The sequence below is a fragment of the Streptomyces sp. Edi2 genome (genome assembly GCF_040253635.1).
Classification (GTDB): domain Bacteria; phylum Actinomycetota; class Actinomycetes; order Streptomycetales; family Streptomycetaceae; genus Streptomyces.
Genome location: NZ_JBEJGX010000003.1, coordinates 8,211,476 through 8,234,933, shown reverse-complemented (window position 1 = coordinate 8,234,933; position 23,458 = coordinate 8,211,476). Strand labels below are relative to the sequence as shown.

22 protein-coding genes and 1 pseudogene are annotated in these 23,458 nt (G+C 70.1%); 18 read left to right on the top strand and 5 right to left on the bottom strand.

Annotated features, from left to right (window positions below; all coding sequences use genetic code 11):
* Nucleotides 1-63 precede the first annotated feature (63 nt).
* The 11 genes and pseudogenes from ABR737_RS39370 (at nucleotide 64) to ABR737_RS39320 (ending at nucleotide 14,704) form a co-directional block, all read left to right on the top strand.
* The gene (locus tag ABR737_RS39370) at nucleotides 64-642 is read left to right on the top strand and encodes a TetR/AcrR family transcriptional regulator (RefSeq protein WP_350255945.1); all 579 of its coding nucleotides are present in this window, start codon (nucleotides 64-66) and stop codon (nucleotides 640-642) included.
* A 441-nt stretch (nucleotides 643-1,083) separates the two neighbouring features.
* On the top strand, nucleotides 1,084-2,823 hold the full coding sequence (locus ABR737_RS39365; RefSeq protein ID WP_350255944.1) for a PKD domain-containing protein: 1,740 nt from the start codon (nucleotides 1,084-1,086) through the stop codon (nucleotides 2,821-2,823).
* 293 nt (nucleotides 2,824-3,116) lie between these two features.
* Nucleotides 3,117-4,076 carry a LysR family transcriptional regulator gene (locus tag ABR737_RS39360; protein ID WP_350255943.1) on the top strand — a complete coding sequence of 320 codons (960 nt, stop codon included), beginning with the start codon at nucleotides 3,117-3,119 and terminating at the stop codon, nucleotides 4,074-4,076.
* A 257-nt stretch (nucleotides 4,077-4,333) separates the two neighbouring features.
* Nucleotides 4,334-4,834 carry an AMP-binding protein gene (locus ABR737_RS39355; protein ID WP_350255942.1) on the top strand — a complete coding sequence of 167 codons (501 nt, stop codon included), beginning with the start codon at nucleotides 4,334-4,336 and terminating at the stop codon, nucleotides 4,832-4,834.
* A 29-nt stretch (nucleotides 4,835-4,863) separates the two neighbouring features.
* Nucleotides 4,864-5,373: pseudogene (locus ABR737_RS39350) on the top strand (AMP-binding protein); the annotation flags it as partial.
* A 192-nt stretch (nucleotides 5,374-5,565) separates the two neighbouring features.
* Nucleotides 5,566-6,105: a phosphopantetheine-binding protein gene (locus ABR737_RS39345; protein WP_350257100.1), complete on the top strand. Its 540-nt coding sequence runs from the start codon at nucleotides 5,566-5,568 to the stop codon at nucleotides 6,103-6,105.
* On the top strand, nucleotides 6,102-6,488 hold the full coding sequence (locus ABR737_RS39340; RefSeq protein WP_350255941.1) for a condensation domain-containing protein: 387 nt from the start codon (nucleotides 6,102-6,104) through the stop codon (nucleotides 6,486-6,488). Before ABR737_RS39345 ends, ABR737_RS39340 begins: the two co-directional genes overlap by 4 nt.
* Nucleotides 6,485-7,657 carry a cytochrome P450 gene (locus ABR737_RS39335; RefSeq protein ID WP_350255940.1) on the top strand — a complete coding sequence of 391 codons (1,173 nt, stop codon included), beginning with the start codon at nucleotides 6,485-6,487 and terminating at the stop codon, nucleotides 7,655-7,657. Before ABR737_RS39340 ends, ABR737_RS39335 begins: the two co-directional genes overlap by 4 nt.
* 55 nt (nucleotides 7,658-7,712) lie before the next feature.
* Nucleotides 7,713-10,880 (top strand): non-ribosomal peptide synthetase, encoded by a 3,168-nt coding sequence (locus ABR737_RS39330; protein ID WP_350255939.1) that lies wholly within the window; start codon nucleotides 7,713-7,715, stop codon nucleotides 10,878-10,880.
* Nucleotide 10,881: 1 nt separating this feature from the next.
* Nucleotides 10,882-12,171, top strand: a complete 1,290-nt coding sequence (locus ABR737_RS39325; RefSeq protein ID WP_350255938.1) for a condensation domain-containing protein — start codon at nucleotides 10,882-10,884, stop codon at nucleotides 12,169-12,171.
* Nucleotides 12,172-12,649: 478 nt separating this feature from the next.
* Entirely contained in the window at nucleotides 12,650-14,704 is a 2,055-nt protein-coding gene (locus ABR737_RS39320) for a collagenase (protein WP_350255937.1), read from the top strand.
* Nucleotides 14,705-14,844: 140 nt separating this feature from the next.
* Here the strand turns inward: ABR737_RS39320 and ABR737_RS39315 are convergent, their stop codons facing one another.
* Together ABR737_RS39315 and ABR737_RS39310 are read right to left on the bottom strand one after the other, a co-directional pair.
* Complete coding sequence (locus ABR737_RS39315; protein ID WP_350255936.1) at nucleotides 14,845-15,348, bottom strand: hypothetical protein; 504 nt, start codon at nucleotides 15,346-15,348, stop codon at nucleotides 14,845-14,847.
* A gap of 94 nt (nucleotides 15,349-15,442) precedes the next feature.
* Complete coding sequence (locus tag ABR737_RS39310; RefSeq protein ID WP_350255935.1) at nucleotides 15,443-16,558, bottom strand: hypothetical protein; 1,116 nt, start codon at nucleotides 16,556-16,558, stop codon at nucleotides 15,443-15,445.
* A gap of 548 nt (nucleotides 16,559-17,106) precedes the next feature.
* Between ABR737_RS39310 and rpmF the strand changes: the two genes are divergently transcribed.
* Nucleotides 17,107-17,277, top strand: coding sequence for a 50S ribosomal protein L32 (rpmF, locus tag ABR737_RS39305; RefSeq protein WP_350255934.1), 171 nt, complete (start codon nucleotides 17,107-17,109; stop codon nucleotides 17,275-17,277).
* A 9-nt stretch (nucleotides 17,278-17,286) separates the two neighbouring features.
* The gene (locus ABR737_RS39300) at nucleotides 17,287-18,492 is read left to right on the top strand and encodes a GTP-binding protein (RefSeq protein WP_350255933.1); all 1,206 of its coding nucleotides are present in this window, start codon (nucleotides 17,287-17,289) and stop codon (nucleotides 18,490-18,492) included.
* Nucleotides 18,493-19,008: 516 nt separating this feature from the next.
* On the opposite strand, the gene rpsN is transcribed toward ABR737_RS39300, so the two are convergent.
* Nucleotides 19,009-19,314: a 30S ribosomal protein S14 gene (gene rpsN / locus ABR737_RS39295; protein ID WP_350255932.1), complete on the bottom strand. Its 306-nt coding sequence runs from the start codon at nucleotides 19,312-19,314 to the stop codon at nucleotides 19,009-19,011.
* On the bottom strand, nucleotides 19,314-19,550 hold the full coding sequence (gene rpmB / locus ABR737_RS39290) for a 50S ribosomal protein L28 (RefSeq protein WP_350255931.1): 237 nt from the start codon (nucleotides 19,548-19,550) through the stop codon (nucleotides 19,314-19,316). The genes rpsN and rpmB overlap by 1 nt, the downstream gene beginning before the upstream one ends.
* Nucleotides 19,551-19,613: 63 nt before the next feature.
* On the opposite strand from rpmB, the gene rpmG reads away from it, so the two are divergent.
* The 4 genes from rpmG to rpsR are packed head-to-tail and all read left to right on the top strand — an operon-like array spanning nucleotide 19,614 to nucleotide 21,564.
* Nucleotides 19,614-19,778: a 50S ribosomal protein L33 gene (rpmG, locus tag ABR737_RS39285; RefSeq protein WP_350255930.1), complete on the top strand. Its 165-nt coding sequence runs from the start codon at nucleotides 19,614-19,616 to the stop codon at nucleotides 19,776-19,778.
* Nucleotides 19,779-19,828: 50 nt separating this feature from the next.
* Entirely contained in the window at nucleotides 19,829-20,083 is a 255-nt protein-coding gene (locus ABR737_RS39280; protein ID WP_350255929.1) for a type B 50S ribosomal protein L31, read from the top strand.
* Complete coding sequence (locus ABR737_RS39275) at nucleotides 20,083-21,273, top strand: CobW family GTP-binding protein (RefSeq protein ID WP_350255928.1); 1,191 nt, start codon at nucleotides 20,083-20,085, stop codon at nucleotides 21,271-21,273. Before ABR737_RS39280 ends, ABR737_RS39275 begins: the two co-directional genes overlap by 1 nt.
* A 54-nt stretch (nucleotides 21,274-21,327) precedes the next feature.
* Nucleotides 21,328-21,564, top strand: coding sequence for a 30S ribosomal protein S18 (gene rpsR, locus ABR737_RS39270; RefSeq protein WP_350255927.1), 237 nt, complete (start codon nucleotides 21,328-21,330; stop codon nucleotides 21,562-21,564).
* A 358-nt stretch (nucleotides 21,565-21,922) separates the two neighbouring features.
* On the opposite strand, the gene ABR737_RS39265 is transcribed toward rpsR, so the two are convergent.
* Complete coding sequence (locus tag ABR737_RS39265; RefSeq protein ID WP_350255926.1) at nucleotides 21,923-22,594, bottom strand: DUF6445 family protein; 672 nt, start codon at nucleotides 22,592-22,594, stop codon at nucleotides 21,923-21,925.
* Between the two features lie 215 nt (nucleotides 22,595-22,809).
* Here ABR737_RS39265 and ABR737_RS39260 point away from each other — a divergent pair, with 215 nt between their 5' ends.
* Nucleotides 22,810-23,376, top strand: coding sequence for a DUF1648 domain-containing protein (locus tag ABR737_RS39260; protein ID WP_350255925.1), 567 nt, complete (start codon nucleotides 22,810-22,812; stop codon nucleotides 23,374-23,376).
* Nucleotides 23,377-23,458: the final 82 nt, after the last annotated feature.

Sequence of the window (23,458 nt, the reverse complement as noted above, 5' to 3'; positions counted from 1 at the left end):
AACGTACCGGACAACTGTCCGGTTAGCAAGGCCGGCCCTCGCTGATTTCCGGAAGGAGGACGAGTGCAGCAGAAAAAGGACGCGCCCCTGCGCTCGGACGCGCAACGGAATCGCGAGCGCATCCTCGAAGTGGCACTGGAGGAGCTGACGCACTCGGCCGATGCCCCGCTGAGCTCCATCGCGAAGAAGGCATGTGTCGGACAGGGGACCTTCTACCGCCACTTCCCCAACCGCGAGTCACTGGTCCTGGAGGTCTACCGCTACGAGGTCCAGCAGGTCGCCGACACCGCGGCCCAATTGCTGGAGACCCGCACACCCGACCAGGCCCTGCGGGAGTGGATGGACCGCCTCGCCCAGTACGCCATGGCCAAGGCAGGCCTGGCCGACGCGATGCGCAGGGCCACCAGCAAGCAGAATGCCCTGGCCGGTTTGGGGCACGGCCCCGTCACCTCAGCGGTCACCCTCCTGCTGCAGGCGAACGAGGAGGCCGGGACCATCCGTCCGGGGGTGACCGCCGACGACTTCGTGCTCGCCATCGCCGGCCTCTGGCAGATCGACCCCCACGGCGACTGGCAGTCGCGCGCCGGACGCCTCCTGGACCTGGTCATGGACGGACTACGGGCCGGCGCTCCCGGCGCGTGACCTACGCGCACCCACCTGCCACGAGCGACACGACCGGCCGAGGCCACCCGGCCCGGTACGGCACGACTGCCGCCCGGGATGCCGCCCCGAGAAGCACCACGCCGCCGGCGCCGCATCACACACGCCGGCCGTAACTGCGGGTAAGTGATCACTTTCACTCAGCAGGGGCCCCGTCCGCGGTCCATACCGGTCTCCCGGCTGCCATCATCCCTACCGGTGCGGGGAGCAGTGGATAGCAGTGGATCCCGCGCGGACCGAAATGGCAGCGATATCAGGGGAGTTGGCGTGGCATCAGTGTGGTCGCGGTGGGTTGTGCCCAAACGGGCGGGCACCGGCGCGAGTTCCGTTCCCAGCGGGCCGGGGGTGAGCCGTCGCTCGCTCGCGGTGAGGCGTTTCGCAGCAACGCGGTTCACGGCGAAGCGACGCGCGGCAAGGCGTTTCGTGCCAAGGCGTTTCGCGGCGGCCACTGCGGTCGCCGTCCTCCTCGGCCAGCTCCTCGGCGGACTGCCCGCCGCGGCACAGGCCGGCGCCTTACCGGGTTCGGCGTTCCCCCTCGTCCTCGACGTGGACTTGACGCCGAATCCGGTGTGCAGCGGAGCCGTGCACGGCCGGGTGCAGGTCTACGACCCCGCCGCGGCGAGAGCCGGCGCCACCGTGGAGTGGCGCGTCCGCGCCGGTGAGAAGCAGCTGGCCGGCGGGCACCTCGCCATGGCTGCCCCGGTCGGCACGGCGGAGTTCAGCATCCCCTTCGACCGGGTGCCCGCAGCCGAGACCGCCTTGCAGGTCGACGCCCGCATCGCCACCTCGTCCGGGAGTCATGCCCACGGCCGCTACGGCAAGGTCTGGCGGGACACGGTGCGCCGGGGGTGCGATCCGGTGCGGGTGGCATCCGTCGGTGACTCCGTGGTCTGGGGACAGGGCCTGGACCATGACCAGAAGTTTCCTTATCTGACGGGTCAGTTGCTCGGCCGGGAGACCGGCCGGGGCCATCAGAACATGGACTACTCGATCTCCGGCGCGGTGCTCGACGCACCGGATCTGCCCGTGGGCAACGACGACGCGGCCTGTCTGCGCACGGCGGAGAAGCAGGACCCGGACGGCGACGGGGAGATGGAGTTCGGCGAGGTCACCCAGCAAACGCCGGATGTGTTCTGCCAGTTGGAGAAGGCGGGCGCGCAGGCGCGGGCGGGCGGCTACGGTCTCGATCTGGTCGTGATCAACGGCTGCATCAACGACCTCGATCCCTTCTTCGGTATAGGCGTCGGCATCACCCCCGGCTCACAGCATCTGCCCGAAGCAGTGAAGCGCGAGTGCTCCGGCATCGGCGCGGCGCCGGAGAACCCGGCCAAGAACGTCCCCTACTTCAGCGGCGCGAAGGTCGGATACGGCGGACGCGGGATGCAGGCGGCGATCGAGAAGGCCCATTCCCTGCCGGGGCGGCCGAAGGTGATCGTGGCCGATTTCTACTACGCGCTGAGCCGCAGCAGTTCTCCGATCCCGGTGCGGACCTGTTCGGCCCCGGGAGTCTCCGGGGCACGGCTGACTTCCTGCAGGGGAGCCCTCGGCAGGGTGGCCGAGCGCTACGAGCAGTACACACAACTGGCCAATGCCGCCTACCACCAAGCGGCGGCCACCGCCAACAAGGCGTCCCCGGACGGCCCGTACGCGGTCGCGGCCGACGGACTGTTTACCGTGGACAATGCCGTTCTCGCCCCTGACTCCAAGGTCTGGGGCACTCCGGTGAGCGACCCGGCGTTCCCGCTGCGCACGCGGGCCTGCCCCGAGCTCAGCGCGACTCCGGCGCAGTGTCTGACTGCGGCAGTCGCCCACCCCGACATCGAGGGCGCCCGGCAGTACGCCGATGCCTTTCTCCTCAACCCGCAGGTCCGCGAGTGGTTCCACCTCCCCCGGCAGGGTCCCCGGGCGCAGCTGGACGTCCCGGCGAACGCGCCCGTCGGCAGCGAGGTGCGCATGTCGGTGACGGTGAACGGCAAGCCGCCCGCCGCCGGGTACCGCTATCACTGGTACTTCGGCGACGGTACGCAGCGGGAGACGGGCGAAGCGGCCGTCACGCATGTCTACGACCGTAAGGGGCCCTGGCTGCCACGCCTCGTGATGACTGGTCAGGACGGTAAGAAGGTCCTGGTCGAGGCGCCCCGGGCCCTCACCGCGGCGGACTGAGTACTCCGCCCGAGGGGCGGCTCGCAGATGCGGGCCGCCCCTCGGCACGGTCGCGCCGCTCCCTCCCCCGCGCACCCGCGCTTCCCCACGGCTTCGAGACGCCGGATGTCTGCGGGCCGTACCCGGCCCTGGCGCGAGCGGGCCGGGAGCGATGAGGTGGGCTTCCACAGCGGACTCCACCGGACTCCGCCGGACCGCACCGGACCGCCGGACGAGGGCCACGTGCCCGGCGGCCGCCCGCGGTGGCCCCGGACGGTTCGGGCAGGAGCAGCGCGGACAGGAGGAGTGCAGGCATGGAGCTGGAGCTTCGGCACCTCAGAGTGCTGTGTGCGATCGCCGATGCCGGGAGCGTGGGCCGGGCCGCCTCGGACCTGGGGTACTCGCAGCCGGCTATGAGCACCCAACTGCAGCGGATTGAGCAGTACTTCGGCCATCCGCTGTTCGAGCGGAACACCTCGGGCGTGGAGCTGACGCGGTACGGCACCGAGGTCCTGGCCCAGGCCCGTGACGTGCTGGCCCGCGCGGCCGCGATCGGGCGCCGGCCGGTCGCAGACCGTACGGGAACACGCCGGCACCTCCGCCTGGCCGCGACCAACTCGCCGGTCCTGGCCGGTATGCTCATCCGGCTCCGGAGCCGGCTGCCCGATCTCGCGCTCACGTTGAGCAGCGTGTATCCGTCCTCGGAGATCGTCGAGCTCCTGGAGCACGGCGAGGTGGACGCCGCGATCGCCGCGGACTATCCCGGACGTGAACTGCGGCACTCAGCAGCCGTGGCACACCGCGGGATCGTCACCGAGCCGTCCTTCGTCGCTCTGCCGGCCGGGCACCGGCTCCGGCACTGCCGGGAGGTGGCGCTCGCCGATCTGGCCGACGACACGTGGTTTCTGACTCCGGACGACGGGGCCGGCTGGCCGGGAGTGTTCTACGCGGCCTGCCGGGCGGCCGGGTTCACCCCGGCGGCGGTCCACGAATTCCTGGGCGACCAGCAGCAGTTGCAGAACATGATCGCCGAAGGCATCGGTATCTCCATCGTGCAAGCGACGCTCCGGCCGATCCCCGGTGTCCTCGTCAGGCCCCTGGCCGGCGCTCCCCTGTGGTGCCGCTATGTGCTGGCCTGGCGACGCAAGGGCCTGGCCGACGAGCTGGCGGACACCCTCTTCGGCTCCGCCGCCGAGGCCTACCGGGCCCTCATCGCACAGTCTCCACACTTCCGGACATGGGCCTCCCGGACCTGGAGCGTGGCCAGGCCATAGCTCGGCGGCATCCCCCTACTAGACTGTCGCATCCGATCATCCCACTCGCCGGTGACGCCGTGTCACCACTCCGCAGAATGTGGACGAGAGTCAATTCCCCTGGCCACCCCTGGGCACCCCGACGGCCGTTGACAACGGTCACGGCTCCTTCAAAGATGGCCCGAGCTGAGAAGATGATCTGCCTGGGGGCGACTTTGCGGTCCACTGACTACGTCGTTGACGCTTGTGAACATGCGGATTGCTTCGCTGGCGAATCTGTGATCAGCGCCTTGGTCGCCCGCCGCGTGAGGGAACAGCCCGAGGAATGCGCGCTGCGCGACACCACCGGCAGGTCACTGACCTATGCCGAGCTGTGGGAACGTGCCGGCTGGATGGCCGCAGCGCTTGCGGAGGCCGGGGTGGCACCGGGAGACCTGGTCGCCCTCGCGGTGGAACGGTCCGTCGAACTGCCGGTCGCCGCGCTGGGAGTTCTGCGAGCGGGCGCCGCGTACGTACCGCTGGATCCAGCGGTACCCGAGGAGCGGCTGCGGACCGTGGTGGAGGACTGCGCGCCACGCGCCGTCGTCCGAGGGCCGGGCACCCGCTGGATGCCGCCGGCAGGCCCGGCAGTGGTGGCTCTGCCCGATGCGGCCCCAGCCTCTCGGCCGCCGGCTCCGGCCCGAACCGACGCCGGGAAACCGATGTTCGTCGGGTACACCTCCGGTTCCACCGGCCGCCCCAAGGGCGTGGTAATCAGCCATCGCGCGGTCGCCTCCTAGTCCGTTCGTCGCACTACTGCCCGCTCGGTCCCGGAGACCGGGTGGCGGGCCTGTCCAGCCCGGCGTTCGACATCACGACCTTCGAGATCTGGAACACCCTGGTGGCCGGGGCGACACTGGTCGTCCTGCCCAACCCCGCGAGCATCCCGGTACAGGCGTGGGACGGGCTGCTGCGCGAGCACCGCATCACCGCCATGCTGCTGACCACCGCGCTGTTCGACATGATCGCCCGCGAGGACCCGACCGCCTTCCGCTCTCTGGACACCTTGCTGTTCGGCGGCGAGCAGGCCGACGCCGTGACAATCCGCCGGGTGTGCGAGGCCGAACCGCCGCGCCGGCTGGTGAACGTCTACGGTCCCACCGAAGCCACCACGATGGTCTCCGCCTTCGTGTGCACGGCACAGTCGACGGCGGAGGTCACTCGTGTCCCGATCGGCTTCCCCATCCAGCCGGGCACCCTGCACGTCCTGGACGCCGACGCGCGGCCCGTCCCGACGGGCGAGGACGGTGAACTCTGTGTCAGCGGACCACAGCTGGCCACCGAATACCTCGGAGACCCGGCCCTGACGGCCCGCAAGTTCGTCACCCTGCCCGGCGGCGAACACGTCTACCGCACCGGGGACCTGGTCCGGTGCCGCCCCGACGGCGCGCTGGAGTTCCTGGGGCGGATCGACCGGCAGATCAAACTGCGGGGCTTCCGCATCGAGCCCGAAGAGGTCGAACTCGCCCTCATGGCCACGGGTATGGCATCCGCCGTGGCGGTGGAGAAGACCGGGGAGGGCGCCAGGGCCGGCCTCGTGGCCTACGTGCGGCCCGCCGCTGGTGCCGCAGCACAGGCCGACGACCTGACCGACCGCCTCGCGGCCGCGGTCCGCGAGGCGCTGCCCGCGTACATGGTGCCCGGCCGCTGGATCGTCATGGCCGAGATGCCGATGCACGTCAACGGGAAGATCGACCGCGGCCGGCTGCCGGAGCCGGGATCCGCCGACGGGACCCCGACACCCGGCGACGCCGTCCCCGCGGACGGCGACGAGAACGACCCGCTCACGGCCGTACGCGCTGTCGTGGCGGACCTCCTCCAGCTCCCGGGCGTCGGCCCGGACGAAAACTTTCTGGTTCTCGGCGGCAACTCCATCCTGGCGATGCAGGCCACCGCACGGCTGCGCGACCGGTTCGGCGTCGAGCTCAATCCGGCGGACCTTCTCTTCGCCGACAGCATGGCGGAATTCGCCTGCCTGCTCGCCGCACAGCTCGCCGAGCTCCCCGCGTGATCCCCGCCACCGACCGCCGCCCGGACCTGCGTCGGCGCGGCGCCATCGAGGCACCCCTGCCATCGTCGCAACGGGGCCTGTGGTTCTTGCACGCCGCCGACCCCAACCTCTCCGCCTACGCCGTACCGCTCCTCCTGCGCTTCCCGCGACGGGTCGCTGTGCCGGTCCTCCGCACCGCCCTGGCGGCTCTGCCGGCCCGGCACGAACCACTGCGCACCCACTACCCGCTGCGTGACGACGAACCGGTGCAGCGGACCCTGCACCGGGCCCGGCACCGCTTCGGGTGGTCGACCTCACCGGCGTTCCGCAGGCCGCGGAACGGGGTGGACGAGCACTGGCCGGACATCCGCCCGCTCAGCATCCGGGGGAACCGGACACAGTGAGCATCATCCCGACCTCCTCCGTACTCGCCGGAGTCGACCTCACCGATCCGCGGACCCACGCGGAACGCGACGTGCGTCCCCTCTTTGCCCGGTTGCGGAGGGACGAACCCGTCGCCTGGCACGAGCCGCCCCCGGGACGTGACCGGGGATTCTGGGTGCTGAGCCGGCACGCGGACGCCCTGCGCGTGAGCCGGGACACCGCCCGGTTCTCCTCGGCGCGCGGCAACATGCTCACCACGCTGCTCGGCGACGGGGACTCGGCGGGCAACCGAATGCTGGTGGTCAGCGACGCGCCACGGCACACCGTCCTGCGCACCCGGATGCGCCGGGCGTTCACCGCCGAGGCACGGAACGAGATCGGCGACCACGTCCGCACCACCACCCGGCGGCTGCTGGCGGCGGCCGTCCTGCGTGGTGCGGCCGGTGAGCCCGTCGACGCCGCCCGTGACATCGCGGCGCACATCCCGCTCGGTGCGATCTGCACGATGCTCGACGTGCCGGAAGCCGACCGGCCGTTCGTGCTGGCTCAGGCCCAACTGCTGCTGTACTTCGCCAGACTCGCCCGCACCCGCGCTGCGAGCCCCGGCCGCGACGCGCTGTCCCTGCTGGCCGACAGTGGCATCGACGAGGAGCGGCTGAGCGAGGACGAGGTCGTCCTCAACTGCTACAGCCTCATCCTCGGCGGTGACGAGACCACCCGGCTCGCGATGATCGGCGGCATCCGGGCGCTGGCCGAAAACCCGGAACAGTGGCGCCGGCTGCGCGACGGTGAGGTCGGGCTCAGCGACGCGGTGGAGGAAGTGCTGCGCTGGACCAGCCCCGTTCTCCACCTCGGCCGCTCCCTGGCCGAGGACATCGACCTGCACAGACGGTCGCTGGCGGCGGGGGAGGTGGCGACCGTGTGGATCCCCTCCGCCAACCACGACGAACGGGAGTTCACCGAGCCGGACCGCTTCGACGTCGGGCGGCAGCCCAACCGGCACCTGACATTCGCCCACGGCCCGCACTTCTGCCTCGGCGCGCGGATGGCCCGCGAGGAACTGGAGATCCTGCTCGGCGAGCTGCGCGACCAGGTGGCGGAGCTGCGGCCGGCCGGACCGGCCACGCCGGTCTACTCCGCCTTCGTCGGCGGCTCCGCCGGCCTTCCCATACTGATGCTTCCTGCCTGATCCGGCGACCACACACACCCTCCACAGCCCTCGACACGTACGGGAGCGCATCCGCATGCCCGGTCAACCCACCCAGGACACCCTTCACGGCCGCGTCGCCGACCTTGCACGCCACGCCCCCGAGCACATCGCCCTGGTCTTCCAGGACGAGCGGATCAGCTATGCCGAACTCCTGCGCCGCGCGGACACCCTGACCGCCCGGCTCCTGCGCCTCGGCGTCCGCCCCGAGCAGCGGGTGGCGATCCACCTCGAACGATCCCCTGACCTCATCGTGTCGATGTTGGCCGTGCTGCGGGCCGGCGCCACCTACGTGCCTGTCCCGCCGGACTACCCGGCCGAGCGGGTTCGCTTCCTGCTCGACGACTGCGGTGCCGCCGCCGTGATCGCCCCGGCGGGCGCCGAACTGCCCGGCGGCCCGGTCCACGTCACCCCGGGCGGGCCGGAGGGGGCGGGCGACATACCGGTACGTCGGCCCGAGGTGCCGGCCGACGGCGCCGCCTACGTCCTGTACACCTCCGGTTCCACCGGTCGGCCCAAGGGCGTGGTCGTCAGCCACCGCAACGCCCTCGGCCTGGTGAGCGACCAGGACTACGCCGATTTCTCCGAGGACGAGACGTTCCTCCAGCTCGCCCCGGTCGCCTTCGACGCCTCCGCCTTCGAGATCTGGGGCGCGCTCACCAACGGGGCCCGCCTCGTGCTGCCCGCGGCCTCCTACCAGGCGATCGAGGAACTCGGTGACCTGCTGCGCGAGCAAGCGGTCAGCACGCTCTTCCTGACGCCCGCGCACTTTCACGAGGTGGTGCGCGGCCGGATCAGCATCCTCGACGGCGTCCGGCGTGTGGTGGTCGGCGGCGACGTGCTGTCCGCTGAACGCGCCACCTCCTTCCTGGCACACCGTGCATTGCTCTCCCGGCCGGTGGTCCTCGTCAACGGCTACGGTCCGACCGAGACCACGACCTTCGCCACCGCCCACCGGGTCGGGGTCGCGGACGGCGCGGACGGCGCCATCCCGGTGGGCCGCCCGCTCGGCTCCGTTGCCGTCCATCTGCTCGACGCCGAGCTCGCGCCGGTACCGGCAGGGCAGCGGGGCGAGATGTGGATCGGCGGCCGGGGGGTGACCCGCGGCTACCTGGGGCGCCCCGGCCTGACCGCGCGCTCCTTCCTGCCCGACCCGTTCGCCGGGGTCCCCGGCGCCCGCATGTATCGCACCGGGGACCTCGGCCGCCGACGCCCCGACGGCGTCATCGAGTTCGTGGGCAGAGTTGACGATCAGGTGAAGGTCAACGGCTTCCGCATTGAGCCCAAGGAGGTCGAGGCGGCCCTGCTGGCTCTGCCGGGGGTGCGGGACGCCGGGACGGTCGCGGCGGCGTCACCGGACGGCGGCAAACAGCTCATCTCCTACGTCGTCGCCGAGCCCGGTCACCACGCCGAGCCCTCCGGTCTGCGTTCCGCTCTGGCCGCGACGCTGCCCGGACACCTCGTGCCGTCCCGGGTCGTGCTGGTGGACGCTCTGCCGCGCACTCCGTCGGGCAAGCTGGACCGCGGCCGGCTCCGCGAACGCCCGGTCCCCGCCCCGGCCCCCGTCCCGGTCCCCGCCCCGGGAGCCGGGGACGCGGTGCTGCGCGGCCGCAACCAGACGGTCCTCGCCGAGATCTGGGCCGATGTTCTGGGCGTTCCGAAGGTCGGTCCGGACGACGACTTCTTCGCGCTCGGCGGTGACTCCATGCTCGCCATCCGTGCGATCGCCGACGCCGAGGAGCGCGGCGTACGGGTCTCACTGGTCGACATGTTCGAAAACCCGGTCCTGCGGCACATCTGCCCCCCTGACGAGGAAGCCGCCGAGGTCGCCGCGGCCGGCACCGCCGTGCCCGACGTTCCGGCGGCGAACCGTGTCGCCGCGGCGGCTGCCGGTGTTCCCGGGACGCCGGACGGATCGCCCGTCCCGGCGCGGGAGACCTCGTGTCCGGCGACCCGGCTCCAGCTCGGTCTGATCTTCGAGGCGTCAGCCACGGGCGGAGCCCTTTACCACGATGTGATGGCTCACCGGATCGAGGCGCCGCTCGACGCCGCCGCGTTGCGTACCGCGCTCCACGTGGTGGCTACCACGCACGAGGTGCTGCGCACCCGCTTCGACCTCGGCGCCGCGACCGGCCCCCGCCAGGTCGTCGAGCCCGAGCCGCGCCTCCCGCTCGTCCTCGACGACCTGCGCGGGCTCGACGCCGAGCAGGAGGAGAAGGAACTCGCCCGGATCGCGGCCTCCGCCGGCCGCCGTTTCGACGTGGCCGAGGCCCCGCTGATGCGCGTGTACGCTGCGGCTCGGGACGACGCCTCGTTCTGGCTGGTGTACGGCTTCCACCACGCCGTGATGGACGGCTGGAGCGACACGGTCTTCCTGTCCGACCTCGTCGCCGCGTACGCCGAGGCCCGGGACGGCCGCACTCCGGTGCCCCGCCAACCGGCTGTGTCCTACGCGGAATTCGTCCGGTTGGAGCAGCGGATGCTGGAGTCGCGGGAGGCGCGCGCCTTCTGGAGCGAGCGCTGCTCCAGCCTCCAGCCGACGCCCTTGAGGCCGGGCGCGGCGAGCCGGGGCGCGGATCGCCGCCGGGTCTCCCGGCCGCTGCCCGGTTCGTTGCGCACCGCGCTGGAGAAGGCCTCCGCCGACCTGCGCCTCCCGCTGAAGAGTCTGGTTCTGGCAGCGCACCTGTCGGTGGTCGGCGCACAGACCGTTTCCGACCGGCCGGTCTCCGGGCTCCAGCTCAACGGCCGACCCGAAGTCGTCGGGGCCGACCGGCTGGTCGGGCTGTTCCTCAACATCGTGCCGGTGTCCGCAGACCTGACCGACGTGACGTGGGACGTCCTGGCACGCCGGGCCTTCGACGAGGAGCGGGCCGTGCTGCCGTTCCGCCGTTTCCCGTACCCCGCGATCCGGGAGTTGGCCGGTCGGCCGCTGTTCGACGTGGTCCTCAACTTCGCGCACTTCCGCCTATGGGCGGGACTGGACTCGCACCGGGAAGGCCCGCGTGTCGGCGCGACCCGTATGTGGGACAAGTCGAGCTACCCGCTGGTGGTCGACGTTGCGCTGGACGCCGTCGGGGACGGCATGCGCATCGAGCTCACGGGCGACTGCGCGCTGTGGGAAGCGGAAGACCTCCACCGCACAGCGCTCGCCTACCAGGAGGCACTGGCCGCGCTGGCCGGCGACCCGCGCGGGTCGGTGTTCTGAGATGGCCGTGCGATCGACCCCGGCCGTGGCGGGCGCCCGCCACGCACCGCTGAGCCCGGCGCAGTTCGCCATCTGGCTGCGGGACCGGATGACCGGCGATCCCACCCTCTACCGGGAGCACGCCTGCTACGAACTGCTCGGCCCCTTGGACCCGAAGCGCTTCGCCACCGCTCTGCGCGCGGCCGTCGCCGCGCATCCGGCCTTCGGCGCCGCGGTGCTCCCGGGGCTCCGCGGCGTCCCCGAGTTGCACCTCGACCAGCACATCGTCGAGGTGGAGCACCGTCACGTCGCCGAGGGTGAATTAGCCGATGTGCTGGACCACGAGTCGCTGACCGGTCCGGCGCTGGACGGCGGCCCGCTGACGCGCTGTCTACTGCTGTCGGTGACGCCCGAGCGCCACGTGATGCTCATGGTCTGGCATCACCTGGTGGCTGACGGGATGGCACTGCGTGTGCTACTGGAGACCTTGCGGGACTGCTGGGACGATCCGGCCCGCCTGCCGGAGGCCGGCGGACCCACCGTGTGCGACGCCAACCTGGCGTACCTCGCAGCCGCCGAGTCGGCGGCGGCCCGGGAACGGGCCCGGGCGGCGGCGGATCGCCTTACGGGGCTCGCCCTCCAGCCGCTGCCCCGGACCGGGGCCGGGGCGGGGGCGTCGCGCCGCGAGGTCATCGGCGAATGGGACGGCGCCGTCGAAGGCCTGGCCGAGGCGGCGGTCGCCGCCCGGTTGACGGTGCCGATGCTGCTGGCGGCCGCCTGCCGGCGCGCGGCCGGGGAGGTGCTGGGGCTGGAGGACTTCCTGCTCGGCTGCGTCACCGCCGGCCGCTGGTTGCCGGACTTCGAGGCGGTCGTCGGCTGCTTCGTCAACACGGTGCTGGTGCCCGCGAACAGCGGCCTGGCGCTGTCGGTCCGTGAGCATGTCCGCTCCGGCGCACGGGAGTTGGCCGCGGCGGTGGCCCGCCAGGACATCCCCTTCACCGCGGTGGCCGGCCACTTGCTGCGGGACGTGCGGCCGAGGCCGCGGACCTTCCCGCAGATCTATTTGAGCATGGACACCCCGACACCGCTGCGCCTGACCGGCCTGGAATGCCGGAGGATCCGCATCCCGCATGCCCAGGCCAAGTTCGACGTGGCCCTGATCGTTGAATACGACCGGGGTGGCGTCCACGGCGTCCTGCAGTACCGTGACGACGTGCTCACCCCGGCGACCGCTCAGCGCTTCGTCCGCGTGTTCCTGGCCCGGCTGCGCGAACTGCCGGGTGCACTCGTCCGGCCGTCGACGGCCCGCTGAGCCGGAGGCCAGGCATCCCCCTCTCGGTCGTCCAGCACGAGGACGTACTGGTCTTCACCAAACCGGGGAGAGGCACCGGCAAGCCCTGTTCCCAGAGCGGCAGCTCGACGTGCGTGTCGGCTTTGCACTCCCGAAGCCGCCTCCGAAGAGATCGTCATCGTGGCCGCTGAAGGCTCCGACTGCCGAGTTGAGGCATGCGCTGACGCCTCGGAGGCCGGGTCCGCGATGGTCACGACGCCTGCCAGGACAGCGAGTACATCCACTGCGGCACGTGCTCCATCTTCGTATGGGTCGAACCCCTGCGCGAGTGGCGTCGAGACCGGCACCGCCCCCGTACCCCCGCCACCGGCCGGATGTTATGGCACATTCCCTTCAGGTGCTATGTCACACCTTATTGTCGGCGGTCCGCATCCGCTGAGACGGTGCCACTCACGCCTCAGCTCGATCCCGAGGCGCATCTGTCCACGAAGGAGCATGGATGCGCTACCGCTTCCCCCTGCCCAGATATGTGGTCGGCGGACTGGCCACCTGCGTTGCCACGGCCGGTCTGCTCTCCGCGCCGGCACTGGCGGCGCCCCGCCCGCCGGCCGCCGCCCAGGCCGTCACCGGGCCCCGGACCACCCCCCACCCCGTACCGCCGACCGGCCCGGCAGCCGGCACCAACGAAAGGCCCGCACTGCGGGGCCGGCCGCTCGACATCGCCCAACTCCCCCCGCTCAGCGCGAAGAATCCCCCCATTTCTTCGACTGCGGCGGCACGGCACCATGGCGCGGAGCACGGAGCGGAACACGACGCGAAGCACGGCGCGGCGGCCTCCTGCAGCCCGTCCGACTTCGGCAGCCGGACCGGATCCGAACTGGTCACGTTCGTCGAAGCCTCGACCACGGACTGCGTGAACACCCTGTTCAGCGTCACCGGCAAAGACGCGTACGACGTCTTTCGCGAGGACCAGATGGTCACCGTCGCCAACGCCTTCCGGAGCGGGGCGACGACGTACCCCGGTGACAACTCGGACCATGTGTGGCAGCTCGTGCTGTTCCTCCGCGCCGGCTACTACGTGCAGTCCAACCATCCGGACGATGTCGGCAGCTACGGCCCGACCCTGGCCGCGGCCACCGAAGGCGGCCTGGACGCCTTCCTCGCCACCTCGCACTCCAAGGACGTCACGTCGGACAACGGCGATGTCCTGGGCGAGGTCATCATCCTCACGGACAGCGCCGACGAACAGGCCCGCTACCTGAGCACCTACCGGCAGGTCCTGAGCGGCTACAACAGCTCCTACGACGCCATCCCCAGCATGCTGGCCGCCGTCAACGACGTCTACACCCCACTCTGGCGCGGAAACTGGAACCCCGACTACGTCAAGGCGGTCACCGCCGATCCGAGCATCATCGACACCCTCAACACGTTCGCGCTCGACCACCTGGACCTGCTCGGCACCGACAATTCCTACCTGGACTCCAACGCCGGCATGAACGTGGCACGGTACGTCGAACACCCGGCTCTCCAGGACAAGGTCCGGCCGCTGATGAAGGGGCTGCTGGACGCCTCGAAGATCAGCGGTCCGACCGCGCCCCTGTGGGTCACCGTCGCTTCCCAGGCCGACGCCTACGACAAAGCCAACTGCTCGTACTTCGGCGTCTGCGACCTGTCGGACCAGCTGACCAAGGCCGCGCTGCCGATCACCCACACCTGCGATGCCACGCACACGATCAAGGCGCAGTCTCTGACGCCCGGGGAGCTTGATGCCACCTGCGCCAGCATTTTGGGCCAGGACCCGTACTTCCATGGCCTGGTGAAGGACAACGGCCCGATACCCCACCAGTACGAATCGACCGTCCGACTCGTGGTGTTCGGCAGCCGCAACGACTACCAGACCTACGCCGGAGCCATCTTCGGTGTCGACACCAACAACGGCGGCATCACCATGGTCGGAGACCCGACCCAGCCCGACAACCAGCCCACCTCCGTCATGTACCAGAAGAGCTCCGACGACGGCTTTCCGGCCCGGATCTGGAACCTCAACCACGAGTACACGCACTATCTCGACGCCCGTGACGACATGAAGGGCGACTTCGGCCAGCAGACCGCGGTCCCCGACGTGTGGTGGATCGAGGGTCTTGCCGAGTATGTCTCGTACAGCTACCGCGGTATCACCGACGACGAGGCGGTCACCGAAGCCGGCAAGCACACCTACGCACTCAGCACGCTCTTCGAGACCACCTACGCCAACAGCAACGTGACCCGCACCTACCCCTGGGGTTACCTCGCCGCCCGCTACATGGTCGAGAAGCACCCCTCGGACGTCACCACCATGCTGGAGCACTTCCGGACCGGCGACTACACCGGCGGCTACGCCGTCTACCACACCGACATCGGCACCCGCTACGACGCCGACTTCGACTCCTGGCTCACCGCCTGCGCGACCGGCGCCTGCGCCGCCACCCCAGGCCCGACCACCACACCTCCGGCACACCAGTTTCCGGCACAGCGGCCTCCGGTACAGCGGCCTCCGGCCCGACCCTCCACCTGACCTACAAGGCCCCACCCACCCCGGCGGCGGCAGCCTCACCTCACGGTCGCGACACCGGGCGGCGCGGAAGCGGTCCCCGTCGCGGGCCCTGGTCGACCAGGGCCCGCGACGGGGCCGGAGAAGCGGGGGGACCTGTCGCGCTAGCCGGCGGCCGAGTCAGCCGGAGATGTCCAGAAGGTCACCGTCGGCCCGTAGGAGCCGTCTTTCTCGTCGCTCACCTCGACGGTGATCTCCCGGTCGGAGTAGCGCGCGGACAGGACACCTTGCCAACACTCGCCCAGAGCCAGTGCGAGCTGGGGCAGTTCCTCCCCGAGCTGATCGTCATCCGTCAGGGCGGTGTTGATGAAGGTGTCCCACAACTCGACGTGATTGGTCACCGCTTCGATGCGTCTCCGATCGTCGCCCAGGTTCGTGAACCACTCGTCGACAGTGTCCTGACTGAAGCGCTCCTCGAGGAACACGCCACCGCGGTACTCGACCGTCTCGGGGCAGAACAACCACGCCGCAGCCAGGACGAAACGCAGGCCGCCCTCGAAGTCAAGGTAGTTCTCCGGGGCAAGCTCCTCGTCCTTCCAGTCGCTCCGCCACCGCCGGAAGAACACCGGCAGCTCACGCTCGGACCACGCCGGTTTGCTGCTGCTCACAGGATCGGAATCTCCCAGGGAAACACGGCGCGCACCGACCTCGGTGGACGCACGAAGCGTGGCCGCCCCGGCCGAACCCGCCCTCGTAAGCCGCTCAGGAACCCTGCAGGGCACGGAACGAGTCGAACCAGACGGTGGTCCGCCCGACCCGTCCATTCTCCTCCCTGACGGTGCGGTTCGCGTACAGGGGGTTGAGGATCCACGGTTTCTTGTCGGCGCCCCAGCCCGACTCCATGGATTCGATCTGCACCGCCCCGTAGGTGGCCACCGCGAGCTTCCCGGTCTTGCGGAACATCTGCACCTGCCGCGTCAGATAGTCCTTGTGGGACGCGAACCACGGGCTCATCGCGAGGAAGTCGTCCCACCTCTTCTGCGGGAAGGGCTTCTCGATGGCGTTGCCGATCACCTGCCACACGCGGGTGTCCGGGGGCACCTCGTACTTCTCGGCGTAGGCCGCGGGAATCTTGTCATCCATGTGGTTCTCCCAGAGCTGCACCAGGGAGAACTCCGTGGCGAGGAACTTCTTGCCCTTGCCCAGACGGGACACGACGTACTGGACGTACTTGCCGGCCGCCTGCAGGGAGTCGACATGCGGGTGGATGTCCAGGCCCTCGATCTCCGGCGTCCTGTTGACGAAGGTGACCCACCGCTCGGTGGCCTTCGTGCGCCCTTCCTTCGTCTCGAGGCGGTTGAGAGCCCCCATGTACAGGCGGGTCCTGCAGCCGTGCGGGAACTTCTTCCTGCGGTAGGCGATGACGTGTGCGGCGAGGTGCTCGTAGAACGCATTGAGCCGCGCGTCGCGCTCGTCCTTCTTGGTCTCGAGCCAGGGCTCGTTGCCGATGGTGAGGATGTCCATCTTCCCCATGACGGCGTCCAGCACCCGGTCCACGCGCTTCAGCTGCGCTGCCATCTCCTTGCTGCCCGCCTTGGGCAGCGACTGCCCGAGAGTCAGGAAGGGGAACTTCAGCGAGAGGATGGTCTTGAAGTCGTTCCCGCTCGCATCGAGCAGCCTGGCGATGGACCGCTGCCGGCCCGGGGCGTGCGTATCGAGGAAGTCCGTCATGGGGACGAAGCCGCGCACCCATTCCGCCGAAAGGTCCTTCACCTGGGCGAAGTTCATGTCCGAGGGGTCCTCGTTGAAGTTCACCCCGAGCGCGCCATTCGGCGCCTCGCCCGTGGGTGCACCGCCGCTCTTCGCATTCGGCTGCACACTCCCCTCCCCACCCGACGGCTTGCCTCCTGTGGGATTGCACGCCGCAGTGAGGAGGGCCGCGCCGGACACTCCCAGCACTCCCAGCAGCCGGCGACGCGAGGTCGGCCTCGCGATGGACGGCGTCCCGCACATGTCAGGCTGCGCGGACGGCTCGTACCGCATTGCTGTTCTCCGATTCAGATGACGTCGTTGCCGGCCGTCGTCCCCCGGCGTCGTCTGTGGCGTGTTGGCCAAGCGGAGGTCGCTGAACTCCCTTTGCCGACAGGCAGCTTTACCCTCCATGCAACGCCCCGGCCGTTGGTTCGTGCATGATCAACGTAACTCATCGAAACCAGGGCACACGGGCTCGCCCCCGTTCCGGACGGTACACCGCCCTCTGGGGACGCCGCCGTAAGGGAATCACCTCGGGGGCCCTTGAACGCGGGCCGACTCCCCCCCCCATGACTCGAGGGGCTACGACTCCCGGCCACAGAGCTCTTTCGATAATGGGATCCATTTTCATGTAGTCTGGAAGTTCTCGCCTACCCACACACAGGAGGTCCGCCATGGCCGTACCCAAGCGGAAGATGTCCCGCAGCAATACCCGCCACCGCCGCGCCCAGTGGAAAGCCGCCACTCCCCAGCTCGTGCCCGTCACCGTCGACGGCTCGTCGTATCTGGTACCGCAGCGCCTGGCCAAGGCGTACGAACGCGGTCTGCTGCGCCCGGAGAGCTGAGCCGAGGGAATGACCCACAACCGACTGCCCGTCACGGTCTTGTCCGGCTTCCTCGGAGCGGGCAAGACCACCCTGCTCAACCACGTCCTGGGCAACCGGGAGGGCCTGCGCGTCGCGGTCATCGTCAATGACATGAGCGAGATCAACATCGACGCGATGCTGGTGCGCGGAGGCGGGGCCGCACTCTCGCGCACCGAGGAACGCCTGGTCGAGATGACCAACGGCTGCATCTGCTGCACCCTGCGCGACGATCTCCTCGAAGAGGTCGACCGGCTGGCCCGCGAGGGCAGGTTCGACTACCTGCTCATCGAGTCCAGCGGTATCTCGGAACCGATGCCCGTCGCCGCCACCTTCGCCTTCCCTCGCGACGACGGCGCGACCCTCGGCGACCTCGCACGGCTGGACACCATGGTCACCGTCGTCGACGCCGCCAACTTCCTGCCGGAGCTGGCCGGAGGCGACGGACTGGCCGAGCGGGGACTGGACCAGTACGAGGACGACGAACGCACCGTCAGCGACCTGCTGATGGACCAGATCGAGTTCGCGGACGTCATCGTCCTCAACAAGACCGACCTCGTCGACGCGGAGCACGCCGGCCGTCTCCAGGCCACGCTCGCCCGGCTCAATCCGGCCGCCCGCATCGTGCCGGCCCGGCACGGGCGGGTAAACACCGCCGACATCCTCGGCACCGGGCTGTTCGACCTGGAACGGGCCCAGCAAGCGCCGGGCTGGGTGCGCGAACTCAACGGCGACCACGTACCGGAGACCGAGGAGTACGGCATCTCCAGTACGGTCTTCCGCGCCGATGCCCCGTTCCACCCCGGCCGGCTCTGGAGCTTCGTCACCGAAGGGATGGACAGCGGCAACTACGGCCGGATCCTGCGCTCCAAGGGCTTCTTCTGGCTGGCCGGCCGCCCGCACGTCACCGGGCTGTGGTCACAGGCCGGGTCCGTCGCCCGCTTCGAACCGTCCGGCACCCGCGCCCCCGGCGACAGCCAGGGCCAGGAACTGGTCTTCATCGGCACCGGGTTGCACACCGAGGCGCTTCAGGCTGCCTTGACCCATTGCCTCCTGGCCGACGGGGAACAGCCCACCGACGACCCGTTCCCGGCGTGGGACACCTACGGGATCGAGCATGCCTACGGGAACGCGGGCACCTACGGGATCGAGGGCGCCTGTGAACACGAGCACCCGGACCTCGTACCGCGGGCCTGAAAGCTCCGGGTTGGGCAGTGGTCGCAGCCACGGCACTGCCCAACCCGGCTCCGACTCAGTTCCGGCTCCGGCTCCGAACCCGCCGAGCGACCAGGTGGGCGGACGGGCAGACGGAACACGAACGGCAGAAGGCAGCAAGGGCGCCGTCAGCCCGCCCGATCTCGTCAGGCGAAACCGTCACGGCAGACATGGCCGCTCCCAGGGCTTCCGCAGTTGCTGGTTGCTGACTGCTGGCGGGCGGTTGCCGGTTGCCGGTTGCCGGTTGCCGGTTGCCGGTTGCCGGTTGCCGGTTGCCGGTTGCCGGTTGCCGGTTGCCGAGCCTGATCCGCAGCATCCTGCCCCCTCCCCGCTCTTCGGCACCTGAGGGCGGCAGACAGGCCTGAACGGGCGGGTTCGGTGTACCTCGTGCGGTGAAGCCCATCGGTGCACCACCGAGAGCCCTGCGGGGCGGAAACGAACTCTGCGGCCCGGGTCTTCGCCCGGGCCGCAGGAGTTCAAGGGCTCAACGGCAAGACGTCACCAGGAGGACTTGGTCACCCCGGGGAGGAAGCCGGCGTGTGCCTGCTCGCGCACGCGTACCCGGGAGAGGCCGAACCTCCGCAGGTGTCCACGGGGCCGGCCATCCACGCTGTCCCGGTTCCTTACCCTCGTCGCGCTGGCATCGCGCGGCTGGCGCCGCAATTCGGCCTGTGCGGCGGCGCGTTCGGCCTCGGTGGACGAAGGACGCCGGACGACCTCCTTCAACTCGGCGCGCCGGGCCGCGTACCGCTCCACGATCGCCTTGCGCTTCTCGTTCTTCGCAATCTTGCTCTGCTTGGCCATCAGACCTTCACCCCTCGTGCGCGGATACGTGCCACCGCGGCCTCGACGCCGATGGCATCGACCGTCTTGATCGCCTTGGCGCTGAGCGTGAGCCGGATATGACGGCCTTCGCTCGCCAGCCAGTAGCGCTTGTGCTGGATGTTCGGGTCGAACCGGCGGGACGTACGGCGGTGCGAGTGGGAAATGGTCTTGCCGAAGCCCGGCTTGGCGCCGGTCAGCTGGCAGTGAGCGGACATGGTGGTCTACCTCTCGTCGGGGCACTTATCGGTAATGGAAACCATTGCCATATAGTACCTGCCATGGCTCGCAACGAACTACGCCCGGTCATCAAGCTCCGCTCCACCGCGGGTACCGGCTTCACCTACGTCACTCGCAAGAACCGCCGGAACGACCCCGATCGCCTTGTCCTGCGCAAGTACGACCCGGTCGTCGGCCGGCACGTCGACTTCCGCGAAGAGCGCTGACTCATCGGTCAGCCCCGCCCCCAGCCGAGCTCACAGACAGGAATGCCGTCATGAAACCCGGAATCCACCCCGCCTACCGCCCCGTCGTCTTCCGTGACAGGGCAGCCGACTTCGCCTTCCTCACCCGGTCCACCGCGACCAGCGACCAGACGATCGAGTGGGAGGACGGCAACACCTATCCCGTCATCGACGTGGAGATCTCGTCGAAGAGCCACCCCTTCTACACGGGCACCACCCGGGTCCTCGACACGGCGGGCCGCGTCGAGCGCTTCGAGCGGCGGTACGGCCGGCGCGGGGCAGCCTGATGGCGGGGCACCCCGGCCACCCCGGCCGTCCCGACTTCCCCGGCGCCCCCGGCCTCCCCGTCGTCATCGTCGGCGGACTGCACTCCGAGGCCCGGGAGGAGGTGGTGCGGCGGCTGCTGCACACCGTGCGCGGCAGTGTGGCTCTCCACCACGACCTCTCCACGGCCGCGGAGGGCACCGTACGGCGCACCGTGCACGACGCCTCGGGCACGCTGTCCTCCGGCGAGGCACCCCTCGTCAACGACTGCGCGTGCTGCGCCCTGCGCGAGGACCTGGTTCCCGAGCTCCAGCGGCTGGCCGGCAGCGGCCTGTACCGGCTCGCCGTGGTCGAACTCTGGGACTCCGTCGAACCCAGGGCGATGGCCGAGGTCATCGCCGCGCACGGCGGCGAAGCGCTGACGCTCTCCAACGTCGTGACCGCGGTCGACCCGGCGCTCGTGCTGCCCTACCTCGCCAATGGCGACGACCTGGCCGAGACGGGGCTCGCGGCGGCCGCAACCGATCAGCGGACCGTCGGGGACACCTGGGCACGCCAGCTCGAGTACGCCCCGGTGCTCGCGCTCGTCGGCAGCCCTGACGCGGATGACGAGGACCGTGCGCTCCTCTCCCAGCTGCACCCGACAGCCCGTCGCGTGACCGCCGCCTCGGGAGAGCTGGCGGAGATCGCGTTCGCCGGATTCGACATCGAGACGGCAGCCGCAGCCCAGCACCCGGCCTGCGCGCTGCTGCCGCAGGAGGCGGAGGAAGCCGGAGTGTCCACCCTCGTGTGGCACCGGCGGCGCCCCTTCCATCCGGAACGGCTCTACCAAGCGCTGGAAGACCTGGCCTGCGCCGGGGCCCGCAGCCGGGGCCGCTTCTGGCTCGCCGACCGCCCCGACGCCCTGCTGTCCTGGGACGCCGCCGGCGGCGCCCTGTGCGTGGAGAACGCCGGCCCCTGGCTCGCCTCACTCCCCGACGCCGCCTGGGAGATGGTGCCGCCCATGCGCAGGGCGGCCGCCGCCCTCGACTGGCATCCCGAACACGGCGACTGCTGCCAGCACCTGGTCTTCACCGCCCCCGGCCTCGACCGCGACGGCCTGGAGCGACTGCTCGACTCCTGCCTGCTGACCGAGGACGAGTTCGCCGGCGGGCGGGAGGCATGGAAGCGTCTCCCGGCCTCGTTCGACGCGCTCCTCCACCCCGTCTCCTGACCCCGCTCACAGCACACCGAACCCACAACCGGCCTACCGAGAAAAGGAACTCCCATGCCCCGCCGCTCCGACCCCCGCAAGCCCCTCAAGGCACGTCCCAACCCGCTCGACCAGGCCGGCATCACCTACGTCGACTACAAGGACACCGACCTGCTGAGGAAGTTCATCTCCGACCGCGGCAAGATCCGCAGCCGTCGGGTCACCCGGGTCACCGCACAGCAGCAGCGGCAGCTGGCCCGCGCCATCAAGAACGCCCGCGAGATGGCGCTGCTCCCGTACGCGCCCCGGTAGTAGTCACGGCACCGTGCCTCGTCGGCGGTCGGCTCGTGGCCCTGCGGGCAGCGGCGTGCGGACCGCCGGCGAGCGGACCGACCGCCGGCGAGCGGTACGGAAGGCAGGGGCGGGAGACGCGCAGAGAGATCAGGGGGCCTGTCTCGATACGGGGACGGTGGTGCTCAGGGGCATCGCCCTGGGGCTGACTGCGCACCCACCGGCCCTTCTGCCCGCTGACACGCGTCGGCGGGCTTCGCCGTCAACCGGCCGCGCTGCTTTACGAGTTGCCGGGGACACCACGCCTCGCACAGGTACGCGACGTCGGCGGCAGGAGTTGCCCACCTGGACCGGGCTCAGCCGGTGAGGTATCGGCGACTCAGGTCATCCAGAAGAAAACCGCCGTCATCCGCTTCTCCTCCAGGGTGGTGCCGCAGTAGCCGGTGGCCGTGTGAATCAAATTCGCGGAGTAGAGCAGCAGACGGTTGGTGCGGTGCGGGACACGGATGTCCTCGACGAAGGAGTCCGCTGCGACGAAGCGGGTACCGAGGGCGTCGACCAGGTTGTTGTACGGCGCGGCCACCTGGTTGCCGCCGAGTGAGCCGCCCGGCAGGCACTGGCGGTAGAAGCTCGTGCCGACGTCCTTGGGTGCCAGGGGGTTGAGGTACAGCACGGCCGCATAGCGGCACAGGGTGCGGGAGTCGGTGTGAGGACGCGGCTCGCACTCGCCCTCACCGACGACCTGGACGCAGTTGTGGTGGAACGTGCCGCCGCTCGCGAGACGTTCGGCCCAGATCTTCGGGGCCCCGGTCGCCTTTCTCACCAGTTTCTCGACGTGCGCCAGCTCATCCGGCTCCAGCGCGGGCATGCTGCGCAGGCCGGGCCAGCTCTCGGGCTTGTGGGGGTAGCCCTCGGTCCAATCGTTCCGGGCCAGGCAGCGCTCCCGTACGGCTGCCGGGTCCGGCAGCACATCGTCCAGCACCCAGTAGTCCCGGCCACGGGTCGGTTTGCGGTACGGCAGGACCGGTAGAGGGGAGGGGCGTAGAGGCATGAAGGGAACGTAGTTCGCCCCTTGCCACAGCTCGCCACTCAAGCGGTCAACCTTCAGTCAAGGGTTCCCCATCCGTCGACGGACCGCGCGGGCTGGCTGGCTGGCTGGCTGGCTGGCTGGCTGGCTGGCTGGCTGGCTGGCGCCACTCTCGGGCCGGCCGCCACCCACCGCAAAAAGCTACCCACCCTCTATCTCTTCGTCGGACAATCGCCCTCATGCTCTTGTCATCTCCCGCACGACTGTGGCTCCTCCCCAACGCCGCTCTCCTGACCGCGGCGTCCATCTGGGGCATCGTCCGCTATCCGCATCTGCCGGGTCGGATACCGCAGCACATCGGCATCGACGGGGTGGACGCCTGGACGAACCGGTCTGTCGGCAGCGCCTTCGCGCTCGTATTCGTGCACATCGGCGTGACTGTTCTGCTGACCGCCTGTGCCGAGCTGACACTGCGGGTAACTCCGAGTTCCGAACTCCCGGACGACATTGCACCAGCCGGCAATGGGCCATTCGGCAATGGGCCGGCGAGGTCGTCGCTCAACCGGCCTCGCACCCGCGCCTCCGCCGTCCGGTCCGCCCGGGCATTGCTGGCACTCAACGCTTGCGTGGGCATCTCGCTCCTGATCGGCTGCGCAGTTCTGTGGCGTTCCACGCCGGAACGAGACGTATCCGGGTGGCTGTTCACCGCGATGGTCGTGCCGATCCTCGCCGGGACTGCTCTGACGGTGGCCTCCGCCCTTCGCGATCGCCGAACACCTGCATACGAAGGGCCGTCCCGTAACTGATCTTTGGCTTGATGGTGGTTGGTCAGGGCTGGATCCCGGGCACCACCGGTGGAAGGCAGAATTCCCCTGGTATGTTGCGCCG

What these genes read in the sequence shown, in the direction of transcription:
- ABR737_RS39360 (WP_350255943.1), top strand. Translation starts at nt 3,117, where the DNA reads ATGGAGCTGGAGCTTCGGCACCTCAGAGTGCTGTGTGCGATCGCCGAT.
- ABR737_RS39345 (WP_350257100.1), top strand. Translation starts at nt 5,566, where the DNA reads ATGGCCACGGGTATGGCATCCGCCGTGGCGGTGGAGAAGACCGGGGAG.
- ABR737_RS39330 (WP_350255939.1), top strand. Translation starts at nt 7,713, where the DNA reads ATGCCCGGTCAACCCACCCAGGACACCCTTCACGGCCGCGTCGCCGAC.
- ABR737_RS39325 (WP_350255938.1), top strand. Translation starts at nt 10,882, where the DNA reads ATGGCCGTGCGATCGACCCCGGCCGTGGCGGGCGCCCGCCACGCACCG.
- ABR737_RS39320 (WP_350255937.1), top strand. Translation starts at nt 12,650, where the DNA reads ATGCGCTACCGCTTCCCCCTGCCCAGATATGTGGTCGGCGGACTGGCC.
- rpmF (WP_350255934.1), top strand. Translation starts at nt 17,107, where the DNA reads ATGGCCGTACCCAAGCGGAAGATGTCCCGCAGCAATACCCGCCACCGC.
- ABR737_RS39300 (WP_350255933.1), top strand. Translation starts at nt 17,287, where the DNA reads ATGACCCACAACCGACTGCCCGTCACGGTCTTGTCCGGCTTCCTCGGA.
- rpsN (WP_350255932.1), bottom strand. Translation starts at nt 19,314, where the DNA reads ATGGCCAAGCAGAGCAAGATTGCGAAGAACGAGAAGCGCAAGGCGATC.
- rpmB (WP_350255931.1), bottom strand. Translation starts at nt 19,550, where the DNA reads ATGTCCGCTCACTGCCAGCTGACCGGCGCCAAGCCGGGCTTCGGCAAG.
- rpmG (WP_350255930.1), top strand. Translation starts at nt 19,614, where the DNA reads ATGGCTCGCAACGAACTACGCCCGGTCATCAAGCTCCGCTCCACCGCG.
- ABR737_RS39280 (WP_350255929.1), top strand. Translation starts at nt 19,829, where the DNA reads ATGAAACCCGGAATCCACCCCGCCTACCGCCCCGTCGTCTTCCGTGAC.
- ABR737_RS39275 (WP_350255928.1), top strand. Translation starts at nt 20,083, where the DNA reads ATGGCGGGGCACCCCGGCCACCCCGGCCGTCCCGACTTCCCCGGCGCC.
- rpsR (WP_350255927.1), top strand. Translation starts at nt 21,328, where the DNA reads ATGCCCCGCCGCTCCGACCCCCGCAAGCCCCTCAAGGCACGTCCCAAC.
- ABR737_RS39265 (WP_350255926.1), bottom strand. Translation starts at nt 22,594, where the DNA reads ATGCCTCTACGCCCCTCCCCTCTACCGGTCCTGCCGTACCGCAAACCG.
- ABR737_RS39260 (WP_350255925.1), top strand. Translation starts at nt 22,810, where the DNA reads ATGCTCTTGTCATCTCCCGCACGACTGTGGCTCCTCCCCAACGCCGCT.